This window comes from Marinobacter bryozoorum, assembly GCF_023156245.1.
Lineage (GTDB): Bacteria > Pseudomonadota > Gammaproteobacteria > Pseudomonadales > Oleiphilaceae > Marinobacter > Marinobacter bryozoorum.
In genome coordinates this window covers 19,031-44,309 of sequence record NZ_JAKZAH010000019.1, presented here as the reverse complement: position 1 = coordinate 44,309, position 25,279 = coordinate 19,031, and the positions used below count along the sequence as shown (strand labels likewise).

The following is a 25,279-nucleotide window of genomic DNA, read 5'->3' as shown; positions in this document are numbered from 1 at the left end:
TGACTCTCGCAGAAGAGGCTGCAACAGACAGTGCAGTCTTTCCTGATGCGACTTGGTATCACTCCAGGAGACAGACCATGCGTATAGCCCTGCTTGAAGACGAGCATGAACAGGCTCAGCATGTACAACAGATTCTGGCCGACCAGGGGCACCCCTGTGACAGTTTTCCCACCGGTCAGTCTTTTGTCAGCGCGGCCCTGCACCGCAGCTATGACCTGATGATCCTGGACTGGCAGATTCCCGACATGACCGGGCTCGACGTGCTGCGTGACATCCGCGCCCAGCTTAACTGGCCGGTACCGGTAGTTTTCCTGACCCAGCGCGACAGCGAGCAGGATATTGTCCAGGCCCTGGATGCCGGCGCCGATGACTACCTGGCCAAGCCGGCCCGCCCGGCGGAACTGATCGCCCGGATCAATGCCCTGGCTCGTCGCTCGAACCCCGACTCGGACAAGGAAGAGCTGCGTTATGGCCCGTTCGTGATCAACACCAGCCGCCGGACCATTACCCTGCATGGTGAGCAACTGACCCTCACCGACAAGGATTTTGACCTGACGCTGTTCCTGCTGCAGAACCAGGGCCGGCTACTGACCCGGGAGATGCTCCTGGAGCGTGTCTGGGGCCTGACACGGGATATCAACACCCGGACCGTGGACACCCACATGAGTCGCCTGCGCCGCAGGCTGGGCCTGAACCCGGACAACGGTTTCCGGATCAAGACCATCTACCAGCGGGGCTACCGGCTTGAAGCCATGGCCGATGCCTCCGCTACGGAAGAATCCACCACCGCCTGACACGGGATGCCGCAGTTGCAGCTTGTAGCCAAAACCATTCGTCGAGTCCGCCCGGCCCTGGGCTTGCTTTGTGCCACGTCATTACTGGCATTCCTAACAGCCGTTCCTGCCCAGGCGGAGCTGGCCGTGGCCAGTGGCTCGTCAGTCAACGGCCCATCGACCGCGAGCACCACTTACAGTGACTGGAACTACACCCTAAAAGCCGGCGAAACCTTCGACCAGGCCGCGCGGGAACTGCTCCGGGCGGACATTTCCAGCTATCGACTGGCAAGCTATAACGGGGTTTCTTCATCCGCCACCCTGACCAGCGGTGACCGTATCCGCATTCCCGTGGCATGGCTGCGACAGCAACCGGAACCGGCACGGGTTACCGGTGTCAGCGGCCACGCCCAGCGCAGACCTTCCGGCGGCGCCCCACTACAACCGCTCTCCGACGGCGACCGGATTCGGGTCGGCGATACCGTCATCACACGGGACGGCACGGTGACGGTTGAACTGGCGGACGGCTCCATTGTTCGTATCAACCCCTCCAGCTCCGTGGTATTCAACCGGCTGACCCGTTACGGCCGCACCGGTATGACCGATACCCGCATGCGCCTGGAGCGAGGCGGTCTCAGCAATCGCGTGCACCCCATGATCGAGGAAGGGGCGCGGTTCGAGATCGAAACCCCGTCCGCCATTGCCGCCGTGCGGGGAACCGCTTTTGCCTTGCAGGCAGATAACAACGGCAGCCACCTGCAGGTGACCGAAGGCCGTGTCAATTTTGGCCAGCCGGGGGCAACCCGGGACATTCCGGCGGGCTACGCCGCCTCGCTGGGCAGAACCGGTACCGGGGAGCTGCGGATTCGCCAGCTGCCGCCGGCACCGGACCTTGCCGCAACACCGGGAACCTTTAACAGCCTGCCGGGCAACGTCCAGTGGCAAGCGAACGGCAGCGATTCTCCCCGGTACCAGGTGGATATCATCGAGGCCGACTCAGGTCGCTGGGTACGCCGTGAGCAGACCAGTAACAACGAAGTGTCGTTGCAGGGCCTTGCCAATGGCGACTACCGCCTGGAAATTGCCTCCCTTGCCGCCGATGGCACCCAGGGCATGCCCGCCAGCGTTCCTTTCCAGGTTGATCTCTCAGCCCGCGCCGCTGAACTGGTCGAACCTGGCAAAGGGGCCGCGCTGGATACCGACCGGCCCCGTTTCAGCTGGCGCTACCAGGGTGAAAACGAGCTTGCCCGCGTGGAAATTGCAGAGAACCCGGAATTCACCAACCTGGTGGCCAGCAGCGACTGGAGCAGCCAGGATAGCGCCACCCCCAGCCGCTCCCTGGGCGCCGGCAGTTACTACTGGAGGGTTGTCACCGAAGCCGGCGGCAATTCCGTGGCCACCAGCGAAACCAGGACACTGACCATCAATGGCACGCTGGAGCCGGTGCGCGTGCTCAGCGCCAACTACGTGGACCGCCAGGTACGAATCTTCTGGGAGACCATTGACCAGGCCTCCAGCTACCTGCTGCAGTTGTCAGAAGACCCGTCGTTTGAGCAGGTTATAAAGGAGGCCACCGTGAATGACACCACCGCCGCCTTGCGCCTGATTCCCGGAAGAAGGTATTTTGTGCGGTTGCGGGCAGTGTCCGATGGTCCCATGGCGGGACGCTGGGGCCCTGGCCGGGAATTATATGTAGAATAGCCGTACTGTCGGACGGGTAGCCCCGGTTCTGGCAGTGCCAGAATCCACCACGCACCACAGCAGGGCCCATGACGAGGGATTGGTTTTCCACCAGACATTCAGCCTGGACGCTGGCCCTGCCCCTCATCGGCCTCCTGCTACTGCTCCAGTTGAGCACGCTGCCGCAGCGGCTGGATAACTGGTTGTATGACACGCTGGTGACGACCTTTCCACCGGCTCCCTCCGAAGACGTGGTCATTGTCGCCATCGACGAGGACAGCCTGGCGGCAATCGGCCCCTGGCCCTGGCCACGGGACGTCCATGCCAGGCTGATACGCAACCTGACCGCCGCCGGTGTTGACCGCATTGTCATGGATATCCTGTTTACCGAGCCAGGCCCTGACGACGCCGTACTGGCCGATGCCATGAAGTCGCACGGGAAGGTCACCCTGCCCCTTTACCTGGCCCCCGGCAGGCAGTCTGACCTGTTCAGGGAGCAACTACCCACACCGCTGCTGACCGCTGCTGCCTTTGCCCTGGGCCATGCCCACGTGGAACTGGATTCAGACGGCATCGCCCGCGGGCTCTACCTCTACAACGGGCTTGGTAACCAGCTATGGCCGGCCATGGCCCTGGCCGCTGGCGCCGACCAGCGAGTCGGTCAGGCGCAGGCTTTTGAGCAGTTACAGGCCCCACCCTTCGTCAACGTACGCCAGGACTTCCGCCGCGTGCCCCTGGCGGGCCGAAGCGGTGCCTACACCACACTGTCCTACGCTGACCTGCTGGAGCCCTCGCCTGCAACCAGATGGCTGGAAGGCAAGACGGTCCTGGTCGGGGCGACCGCTGCCGGCTTTGGCGACGTACTGCCAACGCCCTTCTCCGGACTGGCGCAGCCCATGTCCGGCGTAGAGTTCCATGCCAACGCACTGGCGGCAGCCCGGCGGGACCAGCTTATTGCCGTGGCACCCGGACCCTGGACCTTCGGCCTGACGTCGCTCTGTGCCCTGCTGGTGATCCTGGTTCTGCCCCGGTTGCGTCCGAGTCGGACTTTCTCCTTCTCAGCCCTGGTCTTCACCGGCATCCTGGCTGCCACGGTGACCGCCCTGATGACACTGCACCTGTGGATACCCGCCGCCTCTGCAATGCTGGTGCCGGTGATTGCCTTTCCGCTCTGGAGCGCCCGGCGCCTGTCATTCGCCAACCGCTTCCTGAACCAGCAGATCGACCAGCTGGAACGAGGCAACCTGTTACACCTGCCCGCCACCTGGAGCCGCAGCCCCCGGCAGATCCTGGCTAACCTGAAAGCGCTACTGTCCCCGGAGGGCTGGTTGCTGATCGAAGACAACGCCATTGTCGAGCAACACAACCTGGCAGCCGACGACCGGCACCCGGGCTGGCAGAACCCACCGGGTACCTGGCACCACGACCAGGGCATAAGCCGGGTTTCCCTGGTCCGGGGCGAAAACCGGTACCGCCTTGCCCTGCGCCTGCCCCATGGCCTGGCGGGTGCGGCTGCCGAGCGCTACCTGGGCCGCCTGTCATTGCAGGCACCCAGTCAGGCGCCGATCGCGGTTACCCGGGAAAACCTGTCAACCCGGATCAACCGGGCCCGGGAGGCGACCCAGAAGCTCAATCACATCCAGCAGTTCATCTGGCGCAGCTTTGAGCATATGCCGGACGGCATCATTGTGACCGATCCGCTGGGCCTGATCCTGTTCGCGAATGGCCATGTGCCGCGCTGGTTCAACGAGCCCAAACCCAGCCTGCAGGGCATGCCGCTGGCCGGACTGCTGCAGGGCCACGACCCCCGCAGCCCTGGCTGGGAGGAAACCCTGGCCGACACCCTGACCCAGCAGCAAAGTCGCACCGTCGACCTGCACCTGCATGGCCGCGACTTCCTGATTCACTTTGCCCCCTTCCTGCTGCCGGACAGCCAGCAGAACGGCATCATTGCCAATATTTCGGACATTTCGGAGCTGAGGGAGCAGCAGCGCCAGCACCGGGAGGCTATCGACTTCATCTCCCACGACGTGCGGTCTCCGCTGGTATCCCAGCTGGCGCTGATCGAGCAGCTCAAGCGCCGCCCGGGCGAGGTACAGGTCGAGCAGCTCGACCAGCTGCGCAAGCTGGCCCGGCGCAGTTACCACCTGGCCGAGGAGTTCGTGCAACTGGCCCGGGCGGAACAGCTGACGGAAACACGCTTCTATGACTGCGAGTTCCTCGCCATCGTGGAAAACGCCCGCGACAGCGTCAGCGAGCAGGCCCTGGAGAAGAACATCAAACTGGTGCTGCTGGGGAATGACGACCTGTGGTTACGGGGCAATGCAGAGCTGCTGGAACGGGCGGTGATCAACCTGCTGACCAATGCCGTTCAGTATTCGGAGCCCGGCACCTCGGTGACCATGCAGGTCTTCCGCGCCGGCCACCAGGCCTGCCTCACCGTGACGGATGAAGGTCCCGGCATTGCATCCTCGGAACTGGCCACGCTCTTTGACCGCTTTCAGCGCCAGAAAAGCAGCGAACTGGCAGGCAAGCATGGCGTCGGTCTCGGCCTGTCGTTTGTGAACGTGGTCGTGGAGAAGCACAAGGGTGAGATTACCGTAGAATCCAGGGAGGGCGAGGGATCGGCCTTTACCCTGAAACTGCCGGTGACCAACGACGAATAGCCAGTGACAGCCGCTCAGAGAGAGGCGCTCACCACCTGTGATGGCACGCTGAGAAGCCCGTTACTGTCTACGGTCTGTACGTAGAAGTACCAGGTTCCCTGATCAAGGCCTGACACAGTCACCTCACAACTGATGCACGCCCCCACATTCAGCCGGCGGCTCATTGCCTGCCGGCTCGCGCCATAACGCACCACGAACCCACCCAACTCATGGTTGGCCAGTTGCTCACCATTTTCCCGGGACCCGGGGGCGTCCCAACTGAGCGTTACCGACTTATCGCCACCGGACGAACCCGAACCCCCGCCACCACAGCCTGACAGCATGGCAGCCGCGAGCAGCAGGCCGGTGAGGACAGAACATTGACCAGAAGAGAGGAGCATTGGTTTTACGTTACACAGGCAGCGTTGGTCTTTTCGCAAAGACAAGGTAACAGACAAGGGGAGACCCCGACTTTGGAACCGGGCGAAATTGCAGCACAGGCATAAAGTTCGAAGCAAGGACGCAGCCTTGGAATTATAGACGGAATCTGAATGCAGGAGTAAGGAAAAAATGGTGGGTGGTGCAGGGATCGAACCTGCGACCCTCGCCTTGTAAGGGCGATGCTCTCCCAGCTGAGCTAACCACCCGGGAAGGAAAAAATGGCGGAGCGGACGGGACTCGAACCCGCGACCCCCGGCGTGACAGGCCGGTATTCTAACCAGCTGAACTACCGCTCCGCATTGTCAACAAAAAGACCGATGCCTTCCTGCCAACCGCTGTTGACTGGGGTAAGTCAACAGTCCGGAAAGTGGTGGGTGGTGCAGGGATCGAACCTGCGACCCTCGCCTTGTAAGGGCGATGCTCTCCCAGCTGAGCTAACCACCCACTTCCGGGTCACCTGATTGACGTTGCCGGCGTGATGCGGTGTTCATCAATCAAGTGAGACGCGCATTTTAAGTATTTCTGAGGCGGTGTCAAATGTTTCAGGGAAATTTTCCTGAAATTTTTCTGTAACCGCCAGAATCGCCTAATTTCCAACCAATTCCGTTATTTACAGGGCCGTTGTTATTGCGCTCTTAGCTGGTCCACCTGCTGCTGCAGCCGGATCAGGCGGGACGTCAGCTGGGCCCGGGAGGCATCAACGGATTGCAGCGTCTGCTCTGCCTCATTCAGCCGGCTGCGAGTCGCCGACAGCTGCCGGCTGAGCTCAGCCACCCGGCCGTCACCGGACTCCAGCGACTGAATCCGGCTTTCCAGCCCCTCAAGGGTCAGTGACTGCTCCTGGCGGAACCGGGTCAATTGCCGGCTCACCACGTCATCAACATCTTCCATGCCGTTTGCGAGGGATGTCAGCCGCTCATCCACGTCACCAAGGCGAGACTCCATCGACTGTACTGCCGAAGCCAGGTCTTGCTGCCGCTGCCCGGCCTGCTCGACCGAACCGGTAAGCGTTTCCAGCTCGCCACGGACTGCGGTAACCGATTCCCCGGTTGCCGACAGACTTTCAGCCACCTGGTCGAGCCGATCTTTCAGGGCTTCCTGCTGTTCTACCAGGGATTCTATCTGTGGCCGGTTGGTCCCATCAGCCAGCTCCCAGAGCTTGCCGATTTCGCTGTTGGCTTCCTCCAGCGATGAAACAACACCCTCCAGGCGTTCCTCCATGGACGAACCGGTTTCTTCAAGGTTCTCGCCAGTCTCGGACAGCTCTCCCTCAAACCGTGCCAGCGCCAGCTTGCTTTGCCGGCTCCAGTAATCCGCCTCCTCAAGCTGATCTTCCATCGCCACCAGCCTTTGCTGCATCTGCCAGCCAAACCAGCTACCGCCAGCGACGGCGATCACCAGCAGCACCACTAACAGCCAGACCATTCCCCGACCAGGACCCGACGGCGCCTTCCCCCGGCCAGTCCCGCCGGGCGCACCACCCCTGCCGCCGGCGGACCGCTTGCTATCATCCGCTGGCCTTGTCGGCTTCGGCTTTCCTCCCTTGCCGGCAATGGGCTCACGGGCGCGAAGCTCGTCTTCATCGGGGCGAATCGAATCCATAGTTACTCCTGAACCCGTCACTGCACGAGTACTGAAAAGAATAGTAAGACAATGGCGTGTGATCATATCCGCTACCGCCCGGCATGACCAACAGCCCCCAACCCCGAAACCCGGCGGATTCGTTTGCATGGCGAACGACCAGATCCTAAAATGGCGGGCTTTCCCGACCTTGGGCCAGGCTCAATCCGGTTATGGCCTTGTCGACACCTTATTATTGCCGGGGACACCGCTATGCAACCGCTGGTAGGCATTATTATGGGCTCCAAATCGGACTGGCCCACCATGGAACATGCCGCCCAAATGCTCGACAAACTGGGCGTAAGCTACGAAACCCGGGTGGTTTCCGCCCACCGTACGCCGGACCTGCTGTTCGACTACGCCAAGGGCGCAGCCGACCGGGGCCTGAAAGTCATTATCGCCGGTGCCGGCGGCGCCGCCCACCTGCCCGGCATGGTTGCCTCCCAGACGTCATTGCCGGTGCTGGGCGTACCGGTGCAGTCAAAGGCCCTGAACGGCCTCGACTCCCTGCTCTCCATCGTCCAGATGCCGGGCGGTGTCGCCGTGGGCACCCTGGCCATCGGTAACGCCGGTGCCACCAACGCCGGCCTGCTGGCAGCCCAGATCATCGGCAGCTTTGACGAGAATGTGCGCAAAGCGGTGGATGAGTTCCGGGCGAATCAGACTGAAACGGTGTTAGGCAATCCAGACCCCAGTGCCTGAAAAGCGCCAGGAGCAGGCAACTCCCGGGATGAAGGAGCTGGTGGGGCAGGGGTTGCCAGGACTGTGCGGAGCCAGGGATGGCGGAGCCCAAGCGACACAGGGAAGTGCCGAAAGGAGCGTGTCCTGGCAACCCCTGCCCCGCCGGCTCATACTCCACACGGATCAGACGGCAGGAGAGAGTACATGAGAATCGGCGTACTAGGCGCAGGCCAACTGGGAAGAATGCTCGCATTGGCCGGCTACCCACTGGCCAAGACATTTGTCTTCTACGACATGTCCGGCAACCCGAGTGCCGGCGTGGGCGTCACCGTCATCGACGAAGAGGGCAAAGACCTGGAGGAATTCCTCTCCCGGGTCGACGTGGTCACCTACGAATTCGAACACCTGCCGGTAGCGATCGCAGAGAAAATCGCCGAAAGCAAGCCGGTCCGGCCCTTGCCCAGGGCCCTGCAGGTCTGCCAGAACCGCGAGGCTGAGAAGACTCTGTTTGGCAGCCTCGGCATACCCACACCGCAATGGCGCATGGCCGACAGCGCCGAATCCCTGCGCCAGGCCGCAGCAGACCTGGGCTGCCCGATCGTCGCCAAGTCGAATACTGAGGGCTACGACGGCAAGGGCCAGGCCGTCCTCCGTAGCCCGGACGATGCGGAGCAAGCCTGGAACAGCATCGGCCACGACCGCCTGATGGTAGAAAAGTTTGTCGAGTTTACCCGCGAAGTATCCATTATCGCCGTACGCGGCAGCGATGGTGATGTCGCCTTCTACCCCATCGCAGAGAACGTTCACCACGGAGGCATCCTGCGCTACTCCATTGCGCCGGCGCCCCGGCTCAGCGCTGAACTGGAAAAGAAAGCCGACGGCTACATCCGTGCCCTGCTCAACGAACTCGACTACGTGGGCGTACTGGCACTGGAGCTGTTCGAAACCGCCGACGGCCTGGTCGCCAACGAAATGGCCCCCCGTGTCCACAACTCGGGCCACTGGACCATGGAAGGCGCCATGACCAGCCAGTTCGAGAACCACATCCGCGCGGTCGCCGGTCACCCGCTTGGCAACACAGCCGCCCGGGGCCTGAGCTGCATGGTGAACATCATTGGCGAACACGGCGATATCGACCGCATACTGGAACTGCCCTACACCCACGTACACCTGTACGCCAAGGAAGAGCGTCCCGGGCGCAAGCTTGGCCACGTTAACGTGCTGGCCGACAGCTACGAAGAGCTCAAATGGCGGGTACGCAACGTTGCCCAGTTCCTGCCTGGCAGCCCGGAACTGGACTGCTCACTGACCCGCCACGCCGGTCGAAGCTGAACAATCGTTAATCCGGCAAAGTCACCCGGACACAAAGATTTAGCCCGGGCACCCTTGAAAAAAATCAAGCAGGCCCGATACTTGATGGTTGCAGAGTTACAAACGAGTGCCGTTGTAACGCAGTATTACTGCAACACCAACGCGCTATAAACACTCATCGGGGGCATCAAAGACCCCTGAAATACTGAGAGAAACCAGGGAGAACGACCTCATGGCTTTTGAACTTCCCGCACTTCCGTACGCCAAGAACGCACTGGAACCGCACATCTCCGAAGAGACTCTGGAATACCATTACGGCAAGCACCATAACACCTACGTCACCAAGCTGAACGGCCTGGTAGAAGGCACCGATGATGCCAACAAGTCCCTGGAAGACATCATCAAGAGCGCCAGCGGCCCGCTGTTCAACAACGCCGCGCAGGTCTGGAACCACACTTTCTACTGGCACTGCCTGAGCCCCAACGGTGGCGGTGAGCCCACTGGTGCGGCCAAGGACGCAATCGAAAAGGCCTTCGGTTCTTTCGAAGAGTTCAAGAAAGAGTTCAACGACAAGGCCGCCAACAACTTCGGCTCCGGCTGGACCTGGCTGGTCAAGAAGGCCGACGGCTCTGTGGCCATCGCCAACACCAGCAACGCGGAAACCCCGCTGACCGGTGCCGACAAGCCGGTGCTGACCGTTGATGTTTGGGAGCACGCCTACTACATCGACTACCGCAACAGCCGTCCCAACTACCTGGAAGCCTTCTGGAACCTGGTTAACTGGGACTTTGTGAACGAAAACCTGGCCTGATCACGGCCCGTTTTCGCTCACTGGCGCCCTGACATCCGGCGCCCGGAAAGCCCGCCACCGCGCGGGCTTTTTCTATGCGCGGACGTTTTTTGCGCCTACCCCGCAAGTGGTATTACAAATTGAAACACCACCTGCCACATTATTCTGAAAAAATGCTCATCCGGTGGCTGCAAACAACAAGATCTGGTCCATACTGAATCATTAGTGTGCTGCCCTTAATCAACGGAACCAGGCCTATTTAGTGCGACGACGATGACGGAAGATTTCAGACTGGAAAGCAGACTCGGTACCCGCATGCTCCGCTGGGTATTGTCCGCCGCGGTTGTTGCCGGCGTGCTGCTGAGTATTATCCAGATTATCGTCGATGCCCGCCGGGTATCTGCCGAGGTCGACCGTGACGCACGGGAAACCATCGAACTGGTTCGTGATGCCTCCACCCAGGCCATCTTCAGCCTGGACGAAGCGCTGGGTGACCAGGTTGTCTCCGGCCTGTTTGGCCAGGACGAATTGCAAAGCGTCACCATACGGCACCCGGACGGCGACCTGTTGGCCGGCCACCAGCGCACGTTGAGCGAGTCGCCCTGGCGCACGCTGACTGACTGGATCTTCGAACCCACCCGCACCTATACCACCGATCTCCAGCGCGGCGACCTGACAACTGGTGGCAAACCCGTCGTCTACGGTGATCTGGAATTGATCTATGACACCGCCCCGGCTGCCAGTGCCTGGGTAGAGCGCTCTGCCCTGACCTTCGTGGTTGGCATCGCCCGGGCCACCATCGTCGGGCTTATTCTGTTCCTCGTCATGTACTGGCTGATGACCAGGCCCCTACAAAACCTGGCCAGGTCGCTGTTGCATGTCGACCCTGACAATCCGGACCGGAACCTGCTGGCCTCACCGCCCGGCCATCACCGGGACGAGCTGGACATCCTGGTACGGGTCATCAACAACCTGCTGGTTTCCATCGCCGAAAGCCGCCGCAAGCACCGGGACGCAGAAAACCGGGCCAACCGGCTGACCCACTATGACCAGCTCACCGGCCTGCCCAGCCGCGAAACCATCCTTTCCTCGCTGGGCTCTGCCATCGATGACTGTCACAGAAACCGCGACAACCTGGCGGTTTATTGCTGTGGCGTCGATGACTTCAAGTCCATCAACGAACAGCTCGGCTACGAAACCGGCGACCGCATCCTGCAAGTGCTGGCCGAACGCCTGAACCAGCAGTCTACCCAGCAACGCGCACTGGCCGGGCGGCTCAGTGGTGACCAGTTCGTGGTAATCGCCAACCCGGTAGACGATCAGTACGAGGCTGCAGAACTGGCCGAATGCCTGTTACAGCTTTTCCGCGAGCCCATCAAACTCAATGGCAGCACGCTGGCCATCACCGCGACCATCGGCGTCGCCCTCTACCCGGCTGACGCCGACGAAGCGGGACACCTGCTGCAACATGCCGAACACACCATGACGCTGGCCAAGAGGGAAGCCAGCAACCACAGCCGCTTCTACATCGCCAGCGTCGACCAGGAAATCCGGGCCCGCAAGCAGCTGGAAAAAGACCTGTCCCAGGCCCTTCACAAGGGCGAGTTCCACCTGGTCTACCAGCCGCAGATCAGCCTGCAGAGTAACCGCATCGTTGCCGCCGAGGCGCTGCTGCGCTGGAACCACCCGGAACGGGGAATGGTACCCCCTGACCACTTCATTCCCATCGCAGAACTTAACGGCACCATCGTCGACATTGGCCAGTGGGTACTCGACGAGGCCTGCCGCCAGGCCGCTGCGTGGGCCGCAGCCGGCATGCCTCTGCGCATCGCCGTCAACCTGTCGGCCGTGCAACTCCGGCAGCCTGATATCGTCGGCACCGTGCTGGCCACCCTGGGTCGCCACGAAATCCCGCCGGGACGGCTGGAGCTGGAGATTACAGAGACCGGCTTTATGGAAAACCTCGAGGACGCCGTCGAAAAACTCCGACAGCTCAACAGTGCCGGTATCAGCATCGCCGTTGACGACTTCGGCACCGGTTACTCATCGCTCACCTACCTCAAGCGCATGCCGATCCAGCACATCAAGATCGACAAACAGTTCGTCCAGGACCTGCTCACCAACGACGATGACACGCGGATCGCCAACACCATTATCGACCTGGGTCGCAGCCTCAACCTGTCGGTTATCGCCGAAGGCGTGGAAACCCCGGAACAGGAATTCTACCTGCGCCAGCGTGGCTGCCAGATCGCCCAGGGCTACCACTTCAGCCGCCCCCTGACAGCGGAAGCATTTGAGGAATTTGTGGCGCAATTCCATGGCAAGCTTGAGGAAAATGTGGACAATCCACACTACAACCGATAAATCCAACCAGGAACGGACCCACCATGCTATCCACACTCATCGGCCTGGCCGTCATTGCCGTTGTTGTTATCTACATCATCGCGATCTACAACCAACTGGTCTCCTACCGTAACCAGTTCAAGAATGGCTTCGCCCAGATCGACGTTCAGCTGCAACGCCGCCACGACCTCATCCCCAACCTGGTGGAATCCGCCAAGGCCTACATGAGCCACGAGCGCGGTACCCTGACCGAGGTGATGGAAGCCCGTAACGGAGCGGTCAACGCGCAGAAAGACGCCGCGACAGACCCAGGCGAGGCGGGCAAGATGAAAAAGCTGGGCATGGCCGAAGGCATGCTCGACAACGCCCTGGCCAAGTTCTACGCGGTGGCGGAAAACTACCCCGACCTGAAAGCCAACGAAACCGTACAGCAACTGATGGAAGAACTTTCCAGCACCGAGAACCGCGTCGCCTTCGCCCGCCAGGCCTACAACGACAGCGTGATGAGCTACAACATCCACCGCGAGAAGTTCCCCAACAACATCGTGGCCGGGTTATTCTCGTTCAAGCCTACGGCGCAATTGGAGCTGGAGTCCCCCGAGGCGCGCACTGCCCCGAAAGTCAGTTTCTAAGAGCTGATATATGGCCACAAAAGGATTCTTCGAACGCCAGGCCAGCGCCAAGCGCAATACCGCATTGCTGGTCTTTCTGTTCGCCATAGCCGTCACCCTCATTGCCCTGGCCGTCTGCGTGGTAGGCTACTTTGTGACCCGCAGCGACACCACCAGCCTGCCCTTCCAGCAATGGCTGATGAGCTACCACGGCCTGATGACCGCCGCCGTCGTCGTGCTGCTGATCACCGGCGCGTCCGCCCTCCGCTGGATTGACCTGGCGGGCGGCGGAGACCGCGTCGCCAGGATGGTTGGCGCCCGGCTACTCGACCCCTCCAGCCAGGACCCCGACGAACGCCGCTACCGCAATGTGGTCGAAGAAATGGCCATCGCCAGTGGCGTACCCGTGCCCGAACTCTATGTGATGGACCACGAAACCGGCATCAACGCCTTCGTCGCCGGCTACAGCCCCAACGAAGCCGTCATGGTGGTGACCCACGGTACCCTCACCCAACTGACCCGCGACGAACTCCAGGGCGTTATCGCCCACGAATTCAGCCATATCCTGAACGGCGACATGCGCATCAACGTCCGGCTGATTGCCCTGCTCGCAGGCATACTCGCCATTGGCCAGATTGGTACCTTCCTACTTTACAGTGCCGGGCGGCGCACCTACGTCAGCAGCTCCCGGGGCCGCAACAACAGCCAGGGTGTCATCCTCATCATTGCCCTGGCGCTGACCGTTATTGGCTATGTGGGTGTCTTCTTTGGACGCCTGATCCAGGCGGCGGTCTCCAGGGAACGGGAGCGACTGGCGGACGCCTCCTCGGTTCAGTTCACCCGTAATCCGGAAGGCATCGGCGGAGCCCTCTACAAGATCGGCCTCTCCAGCGGGTACTTCCAGAGCACCAGCCACGCCAGCGACATGAACCATATGTGCTTCGGCGAAACCACCAAAATGGCCTTCAGCCGCCTGCTGGGCTCACACCCGCCGATTGAGGAACGTATTGAAGCCATCCAGCCGGGGCTGATCACCCGTCTGCGCAGCCGACTCCGGGATATGCCGTCTGACACCCGAACCACCGGCGAGGCAACACCTTCGCCGGCGGGAGCCAGCGGATTCAGCAGCGGCGTCGCCACCGGTGGCCACAGTCAGATAACCGACAGCGCCGGAACCGTCACAGCGGCCATTGAACAGTATGCAAGCCAGCTACTGGCCCGCCTGCCTGCCAATGTGCGAGAGTTGCTCTACACCAGGGCGGGGGCCGTACAGCTGGTCTATGCGCTGCTTACCCGCGACCTGCCGCAAGAAACCGCCGACGGGCTGCTGGGCTTTGCCGAAGACAACGTTGTGCTTCGCCCACGGGCCGACCTGATTGGCAAAATGATGCCGACCCTGCTCCGGGAAGGCGACTCCGTGCGCCTGCCAGCCCTGGAACTGGCGATGCCTGCGCTTCGCAAACTGGATCCCGACGAACGCCAGGCCCTGGTGAAACGTGTCGCGGAACTCGCCCAGGCCGACAACCGGGTTACCCTGTTCGAGCTGGCCCTGCACAGCTTCCTGAAACGCCACCTGGCCTCCGATGCCGGCCGGCCAGTGCCCGTGCGTTACCGCAGCTACAAGGCTGTAGAGACAGACCTGAACCTGCTGCTCAGCCTGATGGCCCGGGCTGGCACCTCCAGTGACGATGAGGCCACCAGCCTGCACCAGCAGGTCGTCGCCAGCTTCATGGACAGGCCGGGAAGAGCAGCACCTGCCTTTATCCCGCGAGCCACCGTGGCATCACTGAGCAACAGCCTAAAACGGCTGAACCAGCTATCCCCGGTGCTCAAGCCCGCCATCCTCGATGCCTGCGTCCAGTGCGTGCAGCATGACGGTCAGGTAGAGGCCCGGGAATATGAACTGCTCAGGATCGTAGCGGACCAGATGGATGCGCCACTGCCCCTGCTGCAGGGCACACCAGCCGCCTGAACCCCATCCCCCGGTGCCCCTGCCGGGGGAACGCTCCTGAAACCAAAAACGCCATCAGTGTAAGCTGATGGCGTTTTTGTCTATGCCGGGATCCGGTGTACAGGCCGGCTCAAGCAGAGAGCTCAGGAAGCCTCGTCAAGCGGCTCCACCTCTTCGTCGACCATTCCCTGCTTGCCCTTGAACACGCTCTCAATGGGCGGCGGGTCTTTCTCATCCGGCAGGCCCAGCTTTTCCCGAACCCCGAGATTGATGTCCCACAACCCCTGGTATTTCTCGTCGGTAACCTCGGCCGACTTGGCCTTGTCCAGCATGATGGTGGGCCTCAGGAACACCAGCAGGTTCCGCTTCTCTCGGGTTTCTGACTCGGAAGAGAACAGCTTGCCAAGGATCGGGATATCCCCCAGCAGCGGCACCTTGCTCTTGTTGATGCGCAGGTTGTCGTTAATCAGACCACCCAGCACGATGGTCTCCCCATCATCCGCCAGCACGGTAGTCTTGATCTCCCGCTTGTTGGTGACAATGTCGGCGGCATTGTCAACGCTTTCGGCAACATCCTCGGTGGTCTGCTCTACCACCAGGCGCACCAGGCCATCGTCACTGATGCTCGGGGTTACCTTGAGGGTCAGGCCGATGTCCCGGCGTTCAATGGTGGTGAACGGGTTGCTCAGGCCATCCCCGGCGGTGGCCTGCTGGCCAGTGCGGAAGGGAACGTTCTGACCGACGATGATCTCCGATTCCTGGTTGTCGAGGGTAATGATGCTCGGTGTCGACAACAGGTTGGCGGCTGCGGAGGTGGACAGGGCCTGCAGCAATACGCCCCAGGTGATACCGTCACGGTCACGCTGGCCGGCCCCGATCGTGATCCCGCCCACAGCCGGGGTAATCACACTGTCCGACAGGATCGCCGTGAGCACGTCGCCAATACTGCGCCCGACGTTATTGAAGTTACTGCCGATAACCGGCGTCGACGAACCACCTTCATCGCCTACCGCAAACTGCACACCGAGGTCGCTGCCGAGCTGATCGCTGATCTCAACAATGGCAGCTTCGATCATCACCTGCGCACGGCGTACATCCAGCTGGGAGATAATCATCTCCGCTTCCTGCATCATGGACGGTTCACCGCGCAGCACCAGGGCGTTCAGGCCCTCGTCAGCAAACACCGAGAACCCGGTGCTGTTGCGCCGGGATGTGCCACCGCTGCCACTGCCCTCGCCTTCGGCCTCGCGAACCACTTCGCCCATGACGCCCTCGAGGATCTCGGTCAGGTTCTTTGCGTCACCGTGGTTGAGGCGAACCACCTTGGTAGTGCCCCCGGACGCTGATGGCTGGTCCAGTTGGTGAATCAGGTTGCGCATCTTGTCCCGGAAATTCTTGTCGCCACGGAGGATCAGGCGATTACTGCGCTCATCGGCAGTGACACTGAACTTGCGGGAGGGGGATTCACCGCCACCACCAGCCCGGCCGAGTTCATCCGGCGCCAGTTCCTGCAGCAGGGTTACCATGTCGCCTACCCAGGCTTCTTCCAGCTGGATAACTTCGACTTCGTATTCGGCGGGGCTGTCGAGGTCACGGACGATGTTTTCGATCCGGCGAATGTTGTTTTCATGGTCGCTGACGATCAGGGCATTGGCCGCAGCAACGCCCGCCAGGTGCCCGTACTTCGCCACCAGCGGCCGCAGGATGGGGACCAGCTCAAGGGCGTTGGCGTTGTTGACGGCGATAACCCGGGTAACCAGTTGTTCGCTGGGGGTCTGTTCGAACCGGGTAAGATCCTCGGCGTTCTGCTTGGCATCCACCTGCTGGATAACCTTGATGACTTCTTCACCGGGGATGGCGGTAAAACCGTGCACCTGGAGGACGGCCAGGAACAGGTCGTAGATCTCGTCCTTGTTCATGGGGGCGCTGGAGAGCACGGTCACCTTGCCCTTAACCCGCGGGTCCACCACAAAGCTATAGCCTGTTATATCGGCTACCTGGGTGACAAAGGCGCGGATATCCGCATCCTTCAGGTTAAGCCGCCAGGTGCCCTCGCCGGACTCCTGGGCCATGGCCGTCAATGGCAATAACAGGGCCAGAATCAGGGCCCGCATGAGTGGTTTGGTGAGCTTAATCATGCAACGATCGCGTCCTGTATCGATGAAGCCTGGCAGGGCCTCTGAACCATCCTTTGCGCCATCCGGCAGTCAGGGAGGCCAGCCAGTTATCTGATTGTATTCCGGGAGTACGGTGCCCCGAACCTTCTGTTGAAACCCGGGCCGGCGTCATGAGCCCGGCAACGCCCAGGTTACCGTGAAGCGGGCACCATCCCGTTCGACTTCCACCTGCACCTGGCTCTGCGAACGAAGTGTCGAGAGAAGTTCGCGATCCTGCTCCAGATCGCCAAGTGGGTAGCCGTTAACGGCGGTTATCACGTCACCTTGCTGAAGGCGGGCCGCCCTCAGCATGGCGTTGGAACCGTCAAACACATAGCCCTGCGCGCCGCCATCGTCCACCGGGCGAAGGCCAAATGCAAGTAACGCGTTCGCACCTTCGCTCTGCAGCCTAGCCTCGGCCTGGTCAAGCAAGTCGCCGGTGCTTTCACCAGCACTATCACCGGTACTGGCCGGTTCTTCTGCGACCAGTGCAGGTCCGCTGTAGTCGTCGTCGAAGGTCAGTGACTCATAAGCCCCCTGGCGCCGGATCAGTATACGCCCGGGCTCCACCTCCACAAGTTCGGCATTACCCGGCAAGACTTCACCCACCCGATAATGGGCAGTGACGTTACCCCCACTTGAGACTATAGCACCCGAGTTCCCAGGCTGCTCCGCTACCAGCACACCTTCAAGGGTCAGTCGCAGGCTGGTTTTGGGGGCACTGTTGCGCACCGCATCCGCTACCGGCTGGTCGCCCGCCGGCCGGCCAAACAACTCGAAGCTGGCCAGGGGGGAATTGACCACTGTCCCGCCACTGGCCCCCGTGCCCGACTGGTAAAGAGGAGGCACCGGCTGTTCCTGCCACAGTGCCTGCCAGGTCAGCCAGGCCAACAGGGCAGCCAGGTAGGCCACGAGCCCCACCAGTAACAGGTTGGCCAGCCACTTCGGCACCCAGGCTGGCACCATCGCACGCCTTGACCGGGCCATCAGGGCCGCCCTCCCGGCAGTAACGGTTGCTGCACCTGAAAAATCACATCACCGGGCTGCGCGCTGGAAGACCAACTCTGCCCGGCCAGGTCGACCATGCGCTTGTAGACCCGGATATTCATCATACCGTCGAGTGCCAGGCCGGCCTCGGCAGCGGGCTCAGCCTTGCCCTGCTCGCTGATGCGAAGCAGAAACCCATCGACCGACTCGGTGAGTGTGGCCTGCATGGGCGGAAACACGGCGGTTTCGCGACGATTCCCCATGGGCCAGCTGACGTTACCACCCGGCCATCTCGCCAGGCCAGTTGCACTTTCGAGCTGCTGGTCAGTAACGGCAACCCGCAGCCGGTCCAGGATAACGTCGCCCTCAAGCAAGGCTCCGCCACTCTGGCGGATCAGGTCCGCAAACTCCGGGATATGCAGGCGCCCGGTCAGGTTCGCTGTGACCGACCCGGGCCAGTCGAATGCCAGGTCTCCGTCCACTCGGGATGACACCGTCTCAAGCTTTACCGCAACAGGCTGGCGCATTGTCATCACATCAGGCCAGGTCAACTGCCACTCCACCCGAACCGGCTTGCGCTGCACCTCGATACGGGCCGCCCCGTTCCAGAGCGGGCCGGATACCTGCTGTACGGACACACCCGGTGGCAAAGATACATGCTCCGACGCCTGTGCCCACACCCAGCCAGCGGGTAACCAGGCGACCAACGCCACGGCGTAGACAAGCAACATCAGTAATACCAGGAGGATCACCTTGGCGGGTCTGATAAAGGGTCGGCTTGAAGAGTCTGTCATTGTTGTCCGGGCGCCACGGCGAATCCCTGTTTCCTGAATTATGGCAGCAACCTGCATCAACTTTATGACACTGTTTCACAGGTTGATAGCCATCTGACGCATTCTACGTGACCTGCCACGGGAAGATAAAACCTGAAACACAAAAAAACCCCGCCGGGAGGATCCCATGCGGGGTTTCGGGGCAGGCATCGCCTTGTCACAAAGCGATGCCTGGGGTGCCGGGCAGGCTGATCACATCATGCCGCCCATGCCACCCATGCCGCCCATGTCCGGCATACCTCCGCCACCGGCGCCTTCTTCCTGCGGCTCATCAGCAACCATCGCTTCGGTGGTGATGATGAGGGACGCTACGGAAGCAGCCGCCTGCAGCGCAGAGCGGGTCACCTTGGCCGGGTCCAGGATACCCATCTCCAGCATATCGCCGTATTCTTCAGTGGCAGCGTTGTAACCGAAGGAACCTTCGCCTTCGCGTACCTTGGCCACGACTACGGAGGACTCACCGCCGGCGTTGAATACGATCTGGCGCAGCGGAGCTTCCATGGCACGGCGCAGGATGTTAACGCCAGCCTTCTGCTCTTCGTTGATGGCATCAACCTTGTCCAGCGCAGCGATAGCGCGGATCAGGGTAACGCCACCCCCCGGTACGATGCCTTCTTCGACGGCAGCGCGGGTGGAGTGCAGAGCGTCTTCCACACGGGCTTTCTTCTCTTTCATTTCCACTTCAGAGCCAGCGCCTACCTTGATGACGGCAACACCGCCAGCCAGCTTGGCAACACGCTCCTGCAGCTTTTCCTTGTCGTAGTCGGAAGAGCTGTCTTCGATCTGCTTGCGGATCTGCTCAACGCGAGCGTTGATGTCAGCCTCTGCACCGGCACCGCCGATGATGGTGGTGTTTTCCTTGGTGACGTTGACACGCTTGGCGGTGCCCAGGTCATCCAGGGTGGTGTTCTCCAGGGTCAGGCCCACTTCTTCGGAGATCACAGTACCACCGGTCAGGATGGCGATATCCTGCAGCATTTCCTTGCGACGGTCACCGAAGCCAGGCGCCTTCACAGCGTTGACCTTCACGATGCCACGCATGTTGTTGACAACCAGGGTAGCCAGCGCTTCGCCTTCGATGTCCTCGGCGATGATCTGCAGCGGCTTGCCCGCCTTGGCGACGGCTTCCAGCACCGGCAGCAGTTCGCGGATGTTGGAGATCTTCTTGTCGACCAGCAGGATGTACGGGTCTTCCAGCTCGGCGGACATGTTGTCCTGGTTGTTGATGAAGTACGGGCTCAGGAAGCCGCGGTCGAACTGCATACCTTCAACCACGTCCAGCTCGTCTTCCAGGCCACGGCCTTCCTCGACGGTAATAACACCTTCCTGACCCACTTTTTCCATGGCGTCAGCGATGATCTTGCCGATGGTCTCGTCACCGTTGGCGGAGATGGTACCAACCTGGGAGATGTTGTTGCTGGTATCGCAAGGCTTGGCCATTTCACGGATGGCATTGACAGCCTCGGTGGTGGCCTTGTCGATGCCACGCTTGAGGTCCATCGGGTTCATGCCGGCGGTAACGGCCTTGATGCCTTCGCTGACGATGGCCTGGGCCAGTACGGTAGCGGTAGTGGTACCGTCACCGGCGGTGTCGTTGGCCTGGGAAGCAACTTCCTTGACCATCTGGGCGCCCATATTCTCGAACTTGTCTTTCAGTTCGATTTCCTTGGCCACGGACACACCGTCTTTGGTCACGGTGGGAGCACCGAAGGACTTGTCCAGAACCACGTTACGGCCTTTCGGGCCGAGGGTTACCTTGACGGCGTCTGCGAGTACGTTGACGCCTGCAACCATGCGCTTGCGTGCGCTGTCACCGAATTTGACTTCTTTAGCTGCCATAGTTCTCTATTCCTGTTCGATTAAGCCAATCGTCTGAAGTGTTCAGCAAACAATCGGATTGAATGCGTTATCCCGGTTGCGGCAGGCCTCAGCCCTCGAGCACACCGTAAATTTCGTTCTCGCTCATGATCAGCAGTTCTTCACCGTCGATCTTGACGGTGTTACCGGCGTACTGGCCGAAAACTACTGTGTCACCTGCCTTGACCGCCAATGCGCGGGTTTCGCCGTTGTCGAGAATCCGGCCGTTACCAACAGCCACTACCTCGCCCTGAGACGGCTTTTCCTTGGCATTACCGGGCAGCACGATACCACCGGCAGTTTTCTCTTCTTCTTCCTTACGGCGTACGACAACACGGTCGTGAAGCGGACGAATTTTCATTCTCGATTTCTCCAGTGTCAGACTGTCTGTGACAATGACGTTGCGTTAAATGCCGGGGCAGTTAACCCTCTGTTTTGCAGATGATTATCTGCCCGCAGCGAACTTGTGAGACCTTAATGGGGGTAGCCGTTTGGTTTTCAACACCCCGGAGCAAAAAATTTTCACTTTTTTTCGATGCGATCGTGGTCCCGCTCGGTTTCATCACGATACTCACCCTCAATGGGATCTTCTCCGTCCGGGCGGCGACCAAAGGGCCCCTGCCCGCCAAACGGATCACCACCGCCGGAGGTAAAACCGCCGGAGCTAAAGAAAAAGCTGCTGCCCTGCCCCCGGACCACCATGCGCTTCATGGCCTGGTGAACAAACCAGTGGCGTGTTCCGGGAATCAGGCACAGGAACCCGAAGGTGTCGGTAATAAAGCCAGGCGTCAGCAGCAAGGCCCCTCCAACGGCGAGGACCAGGCCCTCAGCCACCTCCTGTGCCGGCAGCTCACCACTGTTGAGACGCTGGTTCGCCCGCGTCAGTGTGGCCAGCCCCTGCTGCTTGAGCAGCGCTGCGCCAATAACGGCGGTCAACAGCACCAGGCCAATGGTCGGCAACACACCAATCATCGTGCCCACCTGGATCAACACCGCCATTTCCGCAATGGGCATGACAATGAAAAGAAAGACAAATACCGGCAATCGATGCCTCCCGGGGCCTCCCCCACTGTGACTTGTTGGCCAGGGAAAACCGGGTTCGGATTTCCAGTGCCAGGCTGAACTCCGGGCTTTTACCATGGCCCGGATAACAGGCTTCCATTACCATCAGGGCAAAAGTGCAAACTTCAAGATCAAACGGGCCGTTAACTGATGGAACCGACACGGGAACAGAGAATCTGGCAGGTCGTCCTGGCCATCCCGCCGGGCCATGTCGCCAGCTACGGACAAGTAGCCGACATGGCCGGCCTGGGGCGACAGGCCCGGTTCGTCGGAAAAGCACTGGGCAAACTCCCGGCCGGGCATTCCGTGCCCTGGTTCCGGGTAATCCGCAACACCGGCCAGATCGCCTTTCCGGAAGGTTCTGAAACCTTTGAACGGCAAAGATCGCTACTGGAAGGGGAAGGCGTGGAAGTGGTTAACGGGCGGGTGTCCATGAGCCGGTATCGCTGGCGGCCATGAGGTGGACGGACCTTTTTTTGCCACGGAAGGACACGGAAAAGAAAAACATATCTTTAGCCACGGACACTCACGGAATTACACGGACGAAAAGACTTCGGCCACGAAAGAACACGAAATTAAAAACTTTTTTGTTTTTTCGTGAGATTTCGTGGTGTTCGTGGCCAAAAAGTCTTTGCTTTTTCCGTGTCCTTCCGTGGTTTCCGTGGCAAAAATCACTCCCCCCCGGAAACAGAAGACGCCTTCACCGGCGCCCGCTCGTCCAGTCGCTGGCCGTTTTTGAGCATGTACATGGACAGCAAGATAGCCGGCACACCCATACCTCCGGCCACCAGGAAGAACTCCGCATAGCCGAAGTCCGCTACCACAATACCCGAGAACCCCCCCAGGAACTTGCCAGGCAGCGTCATCAGGGAGCTGAACAGCGCATACTGGGTGGCGGTGAAGGACGCGCTGGTCATGCTGGACAGCCAAGCAATCAGCGCCACATTGGCGATGCCGCCACTGAGATTGTCGGCACTGACCACCACCGCCAGGGTCACAATATCCGGCGGCATCTGGGCGAGCCAGACAAACAGCAGGTTAGTCGCTGCCGTCATTACCGCGCCCAGTACAAGGATTTTGCGCACGCCGTAACGCACCACCATCACGCCTCCTACCATGGAGCCGGCGATGGTCATAAAGAAGCCAAACACCTTGGTGACGTCCGCCACCTGTGTTTTCGAGAAGCCCATGAAATTCAGGTAGAACGGATTAGCCATCACGCCCATGGCGATATCGGAGATCCGGTAGACCGCGACCGTCAGCAGGATCAGCAGCGCCAGCTCCCGGTAGCGCCGGAAGAAATCGAGGAAGGGCCCCGCCACCGCCGCGGAGAACCAGCCCACCAGCTTTGCCAGTCCCATCGGCAGGTGAGCCCGCTGCTCAGCCTCCGCCCGTACCCGCTGGGCAATATCCGCCGCTGCCTCGAAGTGATTGACCACCGGCTCCCGGACCACAAGCACGGTCAGCATGCCCACACCCACCAGCAACGCCATCACCTGGTAGGAGACGGTCCAGGACCAGAACTCCGCCAGGTATAACGCGCCGGCGCCGGCCACCAGCAAGGCCAGCCGGTAACCGAAGATATAGGTGGATGCCAGCGCGGCCTGCAGGCGTTCCGGGGCAATCTCAATACGGTAGGCGTCGATAGCGACATCCTGGGTGGCGGAGGAGAAAGCCACCAGCAACCCGAACAGGGCCATCATTTCCGGCGCGACCACCGGGTCCACCGTCGCCATGAGGAACAGCCCGGTGGCAATGCCGGCCTGGGCGAGGAAGATCCAGCTACGGCGCTTGCCCAGCAACCGGTCCAGTATTGGCAACCGCAGGCGGTCCACTACCGGCGCCCAGAAGACCTTTATGGAATAGGTAATCCCCAGCCAGCTGAAAAAGCCGATGGTGGCCGTCTCCACCCCCACATCGGCGAGCCTGGCATTCAGGGTGGAGAACACCAGCAAGAATGGCAGGCCCGCCGAGAAGCCAAGGAACAGCATGGCAATAACCTGCCAGCGGGTGAAGGTATAGACGGTTTCCCTCAGCCAGGCGGAATCCACACGGGGAAAGATGGCGCAGCTCCGTTCAGTCGCGGAAGTTGTTGAACTGCAGGGGCAATTCCAGGTCCGAGTCTTTCAGCATGGCAATGACTTCCTGAAGGTCATCCCGCTTCTTGCCGTTTACCCGCACCTTGTCCCCCTGGATGCTGGCCTGGACCTTCATCTTGGCGTCCTTGATCATCTTGACGATCTTCTTGCCCTGATCGGTCTCGATACCCTGGCGCAGCTTCAGGTGCTTCTTCACCAGCTTGCCGGCCTTGCTCTCGCCGTCGTCATCGATGGCCCGGGCATCGATGTTCCGCTTGGCAAAGGCCATGCGCAACATGTCCATCAGCTGCTCCAGCTGGAACTCCTGCTCGGCGCTGACGGTAATGGTCTGGTCGTCCAGCTCGATATCCGCCTCCACATTCTTGAAATCCCAACGGTTACCCAGCTCCCGCTTGGCCTGGTCCACAGCGTTGCTGACTTCGTGCATATCAATCTCGGAAACGATATCAAAGGAAGGCATGGTCATTTCTCCTGCAAAGAATCGCCCCCTGGTCGGGGCTGACGAATGGCCGATAGCATAGCGACAAACGCCCGCCACATCGACCCCGCCGGTCGTGTTTACAGAAGGACAGGATACGGACAACACGCGGTAACACACGAAAACACAAGCTCAACAGACTTCAGGCCGGCATGGGCCTATTCTGGACACGTGGATCAGGGGAATCGGGCAGTATCTCCTGGCAGTATCCACCCCCAACGGCGGGGGATCGTGCAGTACTCCCGCTGGTATTTTGGGACACCGTTGTGTTGTTTCAGGCAGTTTCGAACTTTCCTTGTTTGTTGTTCTCAGGCCGGCTCCGAATGGGGTTGGCCTTTTTTATGTCAGAATCTCCTTGAGCAGACGCTCTAGCGCCACCTTGTCCTCCGCTTCCAAATGCCCAAGGTGCCTGAGCACTATGCCTTGCTCCACTGTAGCAATCAGAGGCTTCATTACGGAGGGTTTCAGCAAACCAGCTTCCTTCCAGCTTTTAACAAAGGTTTCTCCAAAACTGAGCGGCTCCCGAACCTGACTGGTAATCGCCATCAAAATTACGTCGGGACGATATCGTTGGTACCGCTCATGACTTACTACGACAGCTGGTCGCTTTTTGCTGGCTTTCAGGTTCGTGAAGGGAAACCCGACAAGAACAACATCGCCAAACTCATAACTTGTCGTATTCTGCATCTTCGTCGTTATCCCAAATCCTTTGGAAAGACGCCTCAGTCCCGCGCGCAAAATCCTGGCGCGCATGACGCTCCCGATCTTTCTGGCTCAGAAAGTCAATAAAATCCTCAACTTCTGCCAGCCGATCTGGCGGTAAATGTTCGAGTTTCCGGACAACCACTTCCACACGATCATCCATCTTTGACTCCTGCAACATCGGCTAAACCCTCGCCAAGTATCGCATGATAGTAACAGAAATGCCCGGCAGTGCCGGGCATTCCAGAAACGGGAATTT

The 25,279-nt window shown here is 60.6% G+C and carries 22 protein-coding genes and 3 tRNA genes; 10 read left to right on the top strand and 15 right to left on the bottom strand.

The window, feature by feature from the left end; genetic code table 11:
- Positions 1 to 77: 77 nt before the first annotated feature.
- The 3 genes from MLC59_RS11850 to MLC59_RS11840 all read left to right on the top strand — a co-directional run bounded on the left by MLC59_RS11850 (position 78) and on the right by MLC59_RS11840 (position 5,119).
- Positions 78 to 794: a response regulator transcription factor gene (locus tag MLC59_RS11850; protein WP_248234477.1), complete on the top strand. Its 717-nt coding sequence runs from the start codon at positions 78 to 80 to the stop codon at positions 792 to 794.
- Positions 795 to 809: 15 nt separating this feature from the next.
- Positions 810 to 2,474: a FecR family protein gene (locus tag MLC59_RS11845; protein WP_248234476.1), complete on the top strand. Its 1,665-nt coding sequence runs from the start codon at positions 810 to 812 to the stop codon at positions 2,472 to 2,474.
- Between the two features lie 68 nt (positions 2,475 to 2,542).
- Positions 2,543 to 5,119: a CHASE2 domain-containing protein gene (locus tag MLC59_RS11840; protein WP_248234475.1), complete on the top strand. Its 2,577-nt coding sequence runs from the start codon at positions 2,543 to 2,545 to the stop codon at positions 5,117 to 5,119.
- Positions 5,120 to 5,133: 14 nt separating this feature from the next.
- Here MLC59_RS11840 and MLC59_RS11835 read toward each other — a convergent pair whose 3' ends face one another.
- From MLC59_RS11835 to MLC59_RS11815, 5 genes are all read right to left on the bottom strand, one after another.
- Positions 5,134 to 5,499 (bottom strand): fibronectin type III domain-containing protein, encoded by a 366-nt coding sequence (locus MLC59_RS11835; RefSeq protein WP_248234474.1) that lies wholly within the window; start codon positions 5,497 to 5,499, stop codon positions 5,134 to 5,136.
- Positions 5,500 to 5,669: 170 nt separating this feature from the next.
- A tRNA-Val gene (locus MLC59_RS11830) sits at positions 5,670 to 5,745 on the bottom strand.
- A 13-nt stretch (positions 5,746 to 5,758) separates the two neighbouring features.
- Positions 5,759 to 5,835 (bottom strand) — tRNA-Asp (locus MLC59_RS11825).
- A 72-nt stretch (positions 5,836 to 5,907) separates the two neighbouring features.
- Positions 5,908 to 5,983 (bottom strand) — tRNA-Val (locus MLC59_RS11820).
- A gap of 180 nt (positions 5,984 to 6,163) precedes the next feature.
- On the bottom strand, positions 6,164 to 7,141 hold the full coding sequence (locus MLC59_RS11815; protein WP_248234472.1) for a hypothetical protein: 978 nt from the start codon (positions 7,139 to 7,141) through the stop codon (positions 6,164 to 6,166).
- Positions 7,142 to 7,372: 231 nt separating this feature from the next.
- Between MLC59_RS11815 and purE the strand changes: the two genes are divergently transcribed.
- From purE to MLC59_RS11785, 6 genes are all read left to right on the top strand, one after another.
- Positions 7,373 to 7,861: a 5-(carboxyamino)imidazole ribonucleotide mutase gene (purE, locus tag MLC59_RS11810; RefSeq protein ID WP_248234470.1), complete on the top strand. Its 489-nt coding sequence runs from the start codon at positions 7,373 to 7,375 to the stop codon at positions 7,859 to 7,861.
- Between the two features lie 183 nt (positions 7,862 to 8,044).
- Positions 8,045 to 9,172 carry a 5-(carboxyamino)imidazole ribonucleotide synthase gene (locus MLC59_RS11805; protein ID WP_248234468.1) on the top strand — a complete coding sequence of 376 codons (1,128 nt, stop codon included), beginning with the start codon at positions 8,045 to 8,047 and terminating at the stop codon, positions 9,170 to 9,172.
- 211 nt (positions 9,173 to 9,383) lie between these two features.
- Entirely contained in the window at positions 9,384 to 9,962 is a 579-nt protein-coding gene (sodB, locus tag MLC59_RS11800) for a superoxide dismutase [Fe] (protein ID WP_248234467.1), read from the top strand.
- A 294-nt stretch (positions 9,963 to 10,256) separates the two neighbouring features.
- The gene (locus MLC59_RS11795) at positions 10,257 to 12,305 is read left to right on the top strand and encodes a putative bifunctional diguanylate cyclase/phosphodiesterase (protein ID WP_248234466.1); all 2,049 of its coding nucleotides are present in this window, start codon (positions 10,257 to 10,259) and stop codon (positions 12,303 to 12,305) included.
- 23 nt (positions 12,306 to 12,328) lie between these two features.
- Complete coding sequence (locus MLC59_RS11790) at positions 12,329 to 12,916, top strand: LemA family protein (protein ID WP_248234465.1); 588 nt, start codon at positions 12,329 to 12,331, stop codon at positions 12,914 to 12,916.
- 10 nt (positions 12,917 to 12,926) lie between these two features.
- A complete protein-coding gene (locus tag MLC59_RS11785; protein ID WP_248234464.1) occupies positions 12,927 to 14,867 on the top strand; it encodes a M48 family metallopeptidase in 1,941 nt (646 codons plus the stop codon).
- 122 nt (positions 14,868 to 14,989) lie between these two features.
- Here MLC59_RS11785 and gspD read toward each other — a convergent pair whose 3' ends face one another.
- The 6 genes from gspD to MLC59_RS11755 form a co-directional block, all read right to left on the bottom strand.
- A complete protein-coding gene (gspD, locus tag MLC59_RS11780; RefSeq protein WP_248234463.1) occupies positions 14,990 to 16,984 on the bottom strand; it encodes a type II secretion system secretin GspD in 1,995 nt (664 codons plus the stop codon).
- A gap of 147 nt (positions 16,985 to 17,131) precedes the next feature.
- Positions 17,132 to 17,989 (bottom strand): type II secretion system protein N, encoded by an 858-nt coding sequence (locus MLC59_RS11775; protein ID WP_248234462.1) that lies wholly within the window; start codon positions 17,987 to 17,989, stop codon positions 17,132 to 17,134.
- The gene (gspN, locus tag MLC59_RS11770) at positions 17,989 to 18,783 is read right to left on the bottom strand and encodes a type II secretion system protein N (RefSeq protein ID WP_248234460.1); all 795 of its coding nucleotides are present in this window, start codon (positions 18,781 to 18,783) and stop codon (positions 17,989 to 17,991) included. The genes MLC59_RS11775 and gspN overlap by 1 nt, the downstream gene beginning before the upstream one ends.
- 231 nt (positions 18,784 to 19,014) lie before the next feature.
- Positions 19,015 to 20,661 carry a chaperonin GroEL gene (groL, locus tag MLC59_RS11765; protein WP_248234458.1) on the bottom strand — a complete coding sequence of 549 codons (1,647 nt, stop codon included), beginning with the start codon at positions 20,659 to 20,661 and terminating at the stop codon, positions 19,015 to 19,017.
- A gap of 88 nt (positions 20,662 to 20,749) precedes the next feature.
- The gene (groES, locus tag MLC59_RS11760; RefSeq protein ID WP_248234456.1) at positions 20,750 to 21,040 is read right to left on the bottom strand and encodes a co-chaperone GroES; all 291 of its coding nucleotides are present in this window, start codon (positions 21,038 to 21,040) and stop codon (positions 20,750 to 20,752) included.
- Between the two features lie 161 nt (positions 21,041 to 21,201).
- Positions 21,202 to 21,723: an FxsA family protein gene (locus tag MLC59_RS11755; protein ID WP_248234455.1), complete on the bottom strand. Its 522-nt coding sequence runs from the start codon at positions 21,721 to 21,723 to the stop codon at positions 21,202 to 21,204.
- A 168-nt stretch (positions 21,724 to 21,891) separates the two neighbouring features.
- Between MLC59_RS11755 and MLC59_RS11750 the strand changes: the two genes are divergently transcribed.
- Entirely contained in the window at positions 21,892 to 22,200 is a 309-nt protein-coding gene (locus tag MLC59_RS11750) for an MGMT family protein (protein WP_248234454.1), read from the top strand.
- A 212-nt stretch (positions 22,201 to 22,412) separates the two neighbouring features.
- On the opposite strand, the gene MLC59_RS11745 is transcribed toward MLC59_RS11750, so the two are convergent.
- The 4 genes from MLC59_RS11745 to MLC59_RS11730 form a co-directional block, all read right to left on the bottom strand.
- Positions 22,413 to 23,792 carry an AmpG family muropeptide MFS transporter gene (locus MLC59_RS11745; RefSeq protein ID WP_427901722.1) on the bottom strand — a complete coding sequence of 460 codons (1,380 nt, stop codon included), beginning with the start codon at positions 23,790 to 23,792 and terminating at the stop codon, positions 22,413 to 22,415.
- Between the two features lie 25 nt (positions 23,793 to 23,817).
- Positions 23,818 to 24,300, bottom strand: a complete 483-nt coding sequence (locus MLC59_RS11740; protein WP_248234453.1) for a YajQ family cyclic di-GMP-binding protein — start codon at positions 24,298 to 24,300, stop codon at positions 23,818 to 23,820.
- A 357-nt stretch (positions 24,301 to 24,657) separates the two neighbouring features.
- Positions 24,658 to 25,005 carry a type II toxin-antitoxin system PemK/MazF family toxin gene (locus MLC59_RS11735; protein WP_248234452.1) on the bottom strand — a complete coding sequence of 116 codons (348 nt, stop codon included), beginning with the start codon at positions 25,003 to 25,005 and terminating at the stop codon, positions 24,658 to 24,660.
- Positions 24,983 to 25,183, bottom strand: a complete 201-nt coding sequence (locus MLC59_RS11730; protein ID WP_248234451.1) for a DUF2281 domain-containing protein — start codon at positions 25,181 to 25,183, stop codon at positions 24,983 to 24,985. Before MLC59_RS11730 ends, MLC59_RS11735 begins: the two co-directional genes overlap by 23 nt.
- Positions 25,184 to 25,279: the final 96 nt, after the last annotated feature.

What these genes read in the sequence shown, in the direction of transcription:
- MLC59_RS11735 (WP_248234452.1), bottom strand. Translation starts at nt 25,005, where the DNA reads ATGCAGAATACGACAAGTTATGAGTTTGGCGATGTTGTTCTTGTCGGG.
- MLC59_RS11850 (WP_248234477.1), top strand. Translation starts at nt 78, where the DNA reads ATGCGTATAGCCCTGCTTGAAGACGAGCATGAACAGGCTCAGCATGTA.
- gspN (WP_248234460.1), bottom strand. Translation starts at nt 18,783, where the DNA reads ATGACAGACTCTTCAAGCCGACCCTTTATCAGACCCGCCAAGGTGATC.
- purE (WP_248234470.1), top strand. Translation starts at nt 7,373, where the DNA reads ATGCAACCGCTGGTAGGCATTATTATGGGCTCCAAATCGGACTGGCCC.
- MLC59_RS11750 (WP_248234454.1), top strand. Translation starts at nt 21,892, where the DNA reads ATGGAACCGACACGGGAACAGAGAATCTGGCAGGTCGTCCTGGCCATC.
- MLC59_RS11815 (WP_248234472.1), bottom strand. Translation starts at nt 7,141, where the DNA reads ATGGATTCGATTCGCCCCGATGAAGACGAGCTTCGCGCCCGTGAGCCC.
- gspD (WP_248234463.1), bottom strand. Translation starts at nt 16,984, where the DNA reads ATGATTAAGCTCACCAAACCACTCATGCGGGCCCTGATTCTGGCCCTG.
- groL (WP_248234458.1), bottom strand. Translation starts at nt 20,661, where the DNA reads ATGGCAGCTAAAGAAGTCAAATTCGGTGACAGCGCACGCAAGCGCATG.
- MLC59_RS11840 (WP_248234475.1), top strand. Translation starts at nt 2,543, where the DNA reads ATGACGAGGGATTGGTTTTCCACCAGACATTCAGCCTGGACGCTGGCC.
- MLC59_RS11740 (WP_248234453.1), bottom strand. Translation starts at nt 24,300, where the DNA reads ATGCCTTCCTTTGATATCGTTTCCGAGATTGATATGCACGAAGTCAGC.
- groES (WP_248234456.1), bottom strand. Translation starts at nt 21,040, where the DNA reads ATGAAAATTCGTCCGCTTCACGACCGTGTTGTCGTACGCCGTAAGGAA.
- MLC59_RS11785 (WP_248234464.1), top strand. Translation starts at nt 12,927, where the DNA reads ATGGCCACAAAAGGATTCTTCGAACGCCAGGCCAGCGCCAAGCGCAAT.
- MLC59_RS11790 (WP_248234465.1), top strand. Translation starts at nt 12,329, where the DNA reads ATGCTATCCACACTCATCGGCCTGGCCGTCATTGCCGTTGTTGTTATC.
- MLC59_RS11795 (WP_248234466.1), top strand. Translation starts at nt 10,257, where the DNA reads ATGCTCCGCTGGGTATTGTCCGCCGCGGTTGTTGCCGGCGTGCTGCTG.
- MLC59_RS11805 (WP_248234468.1), top strand. Translation starts at nt 8,045, where the DNA reads ATGAGAATCGGCGTACTAGGCGCAGGCCAACTGGGAAGAATGCTCGCA.
- MLC59_RS11730 (WP_248234451.1), bottom strand. Translation starts at nt 25,183, where the DNA reads ATGGATGATCGTGTGGAAGTGGTTGTCCGGAAACTCGAACATTTACCG.
- MLC59_RS11775 (WP_248234462.1), bottom strand. Translation starts at nt 17,989, where the DNA reads ATGGCCCGGTCAAGGCGTGCGATGGTGCCAGCCTGGGTGCCGAAGTGG.
- sodB (WP_248234467.1), top strand. Translation starts at nt 9,384, where the DNA reads ATGGCTTTTGAACTTCCCGCACTTCCGTACGCCAAGAACGCACTGGAA.
- MLC59_RS11835 (WP_248234474.1), bottom strand. Translation starts at nt 5,499, where the DNA reads ATGCTCCTCTCTTCTGGTCAATGTTCTGTCCTCACCGGCCTGCTGCTC.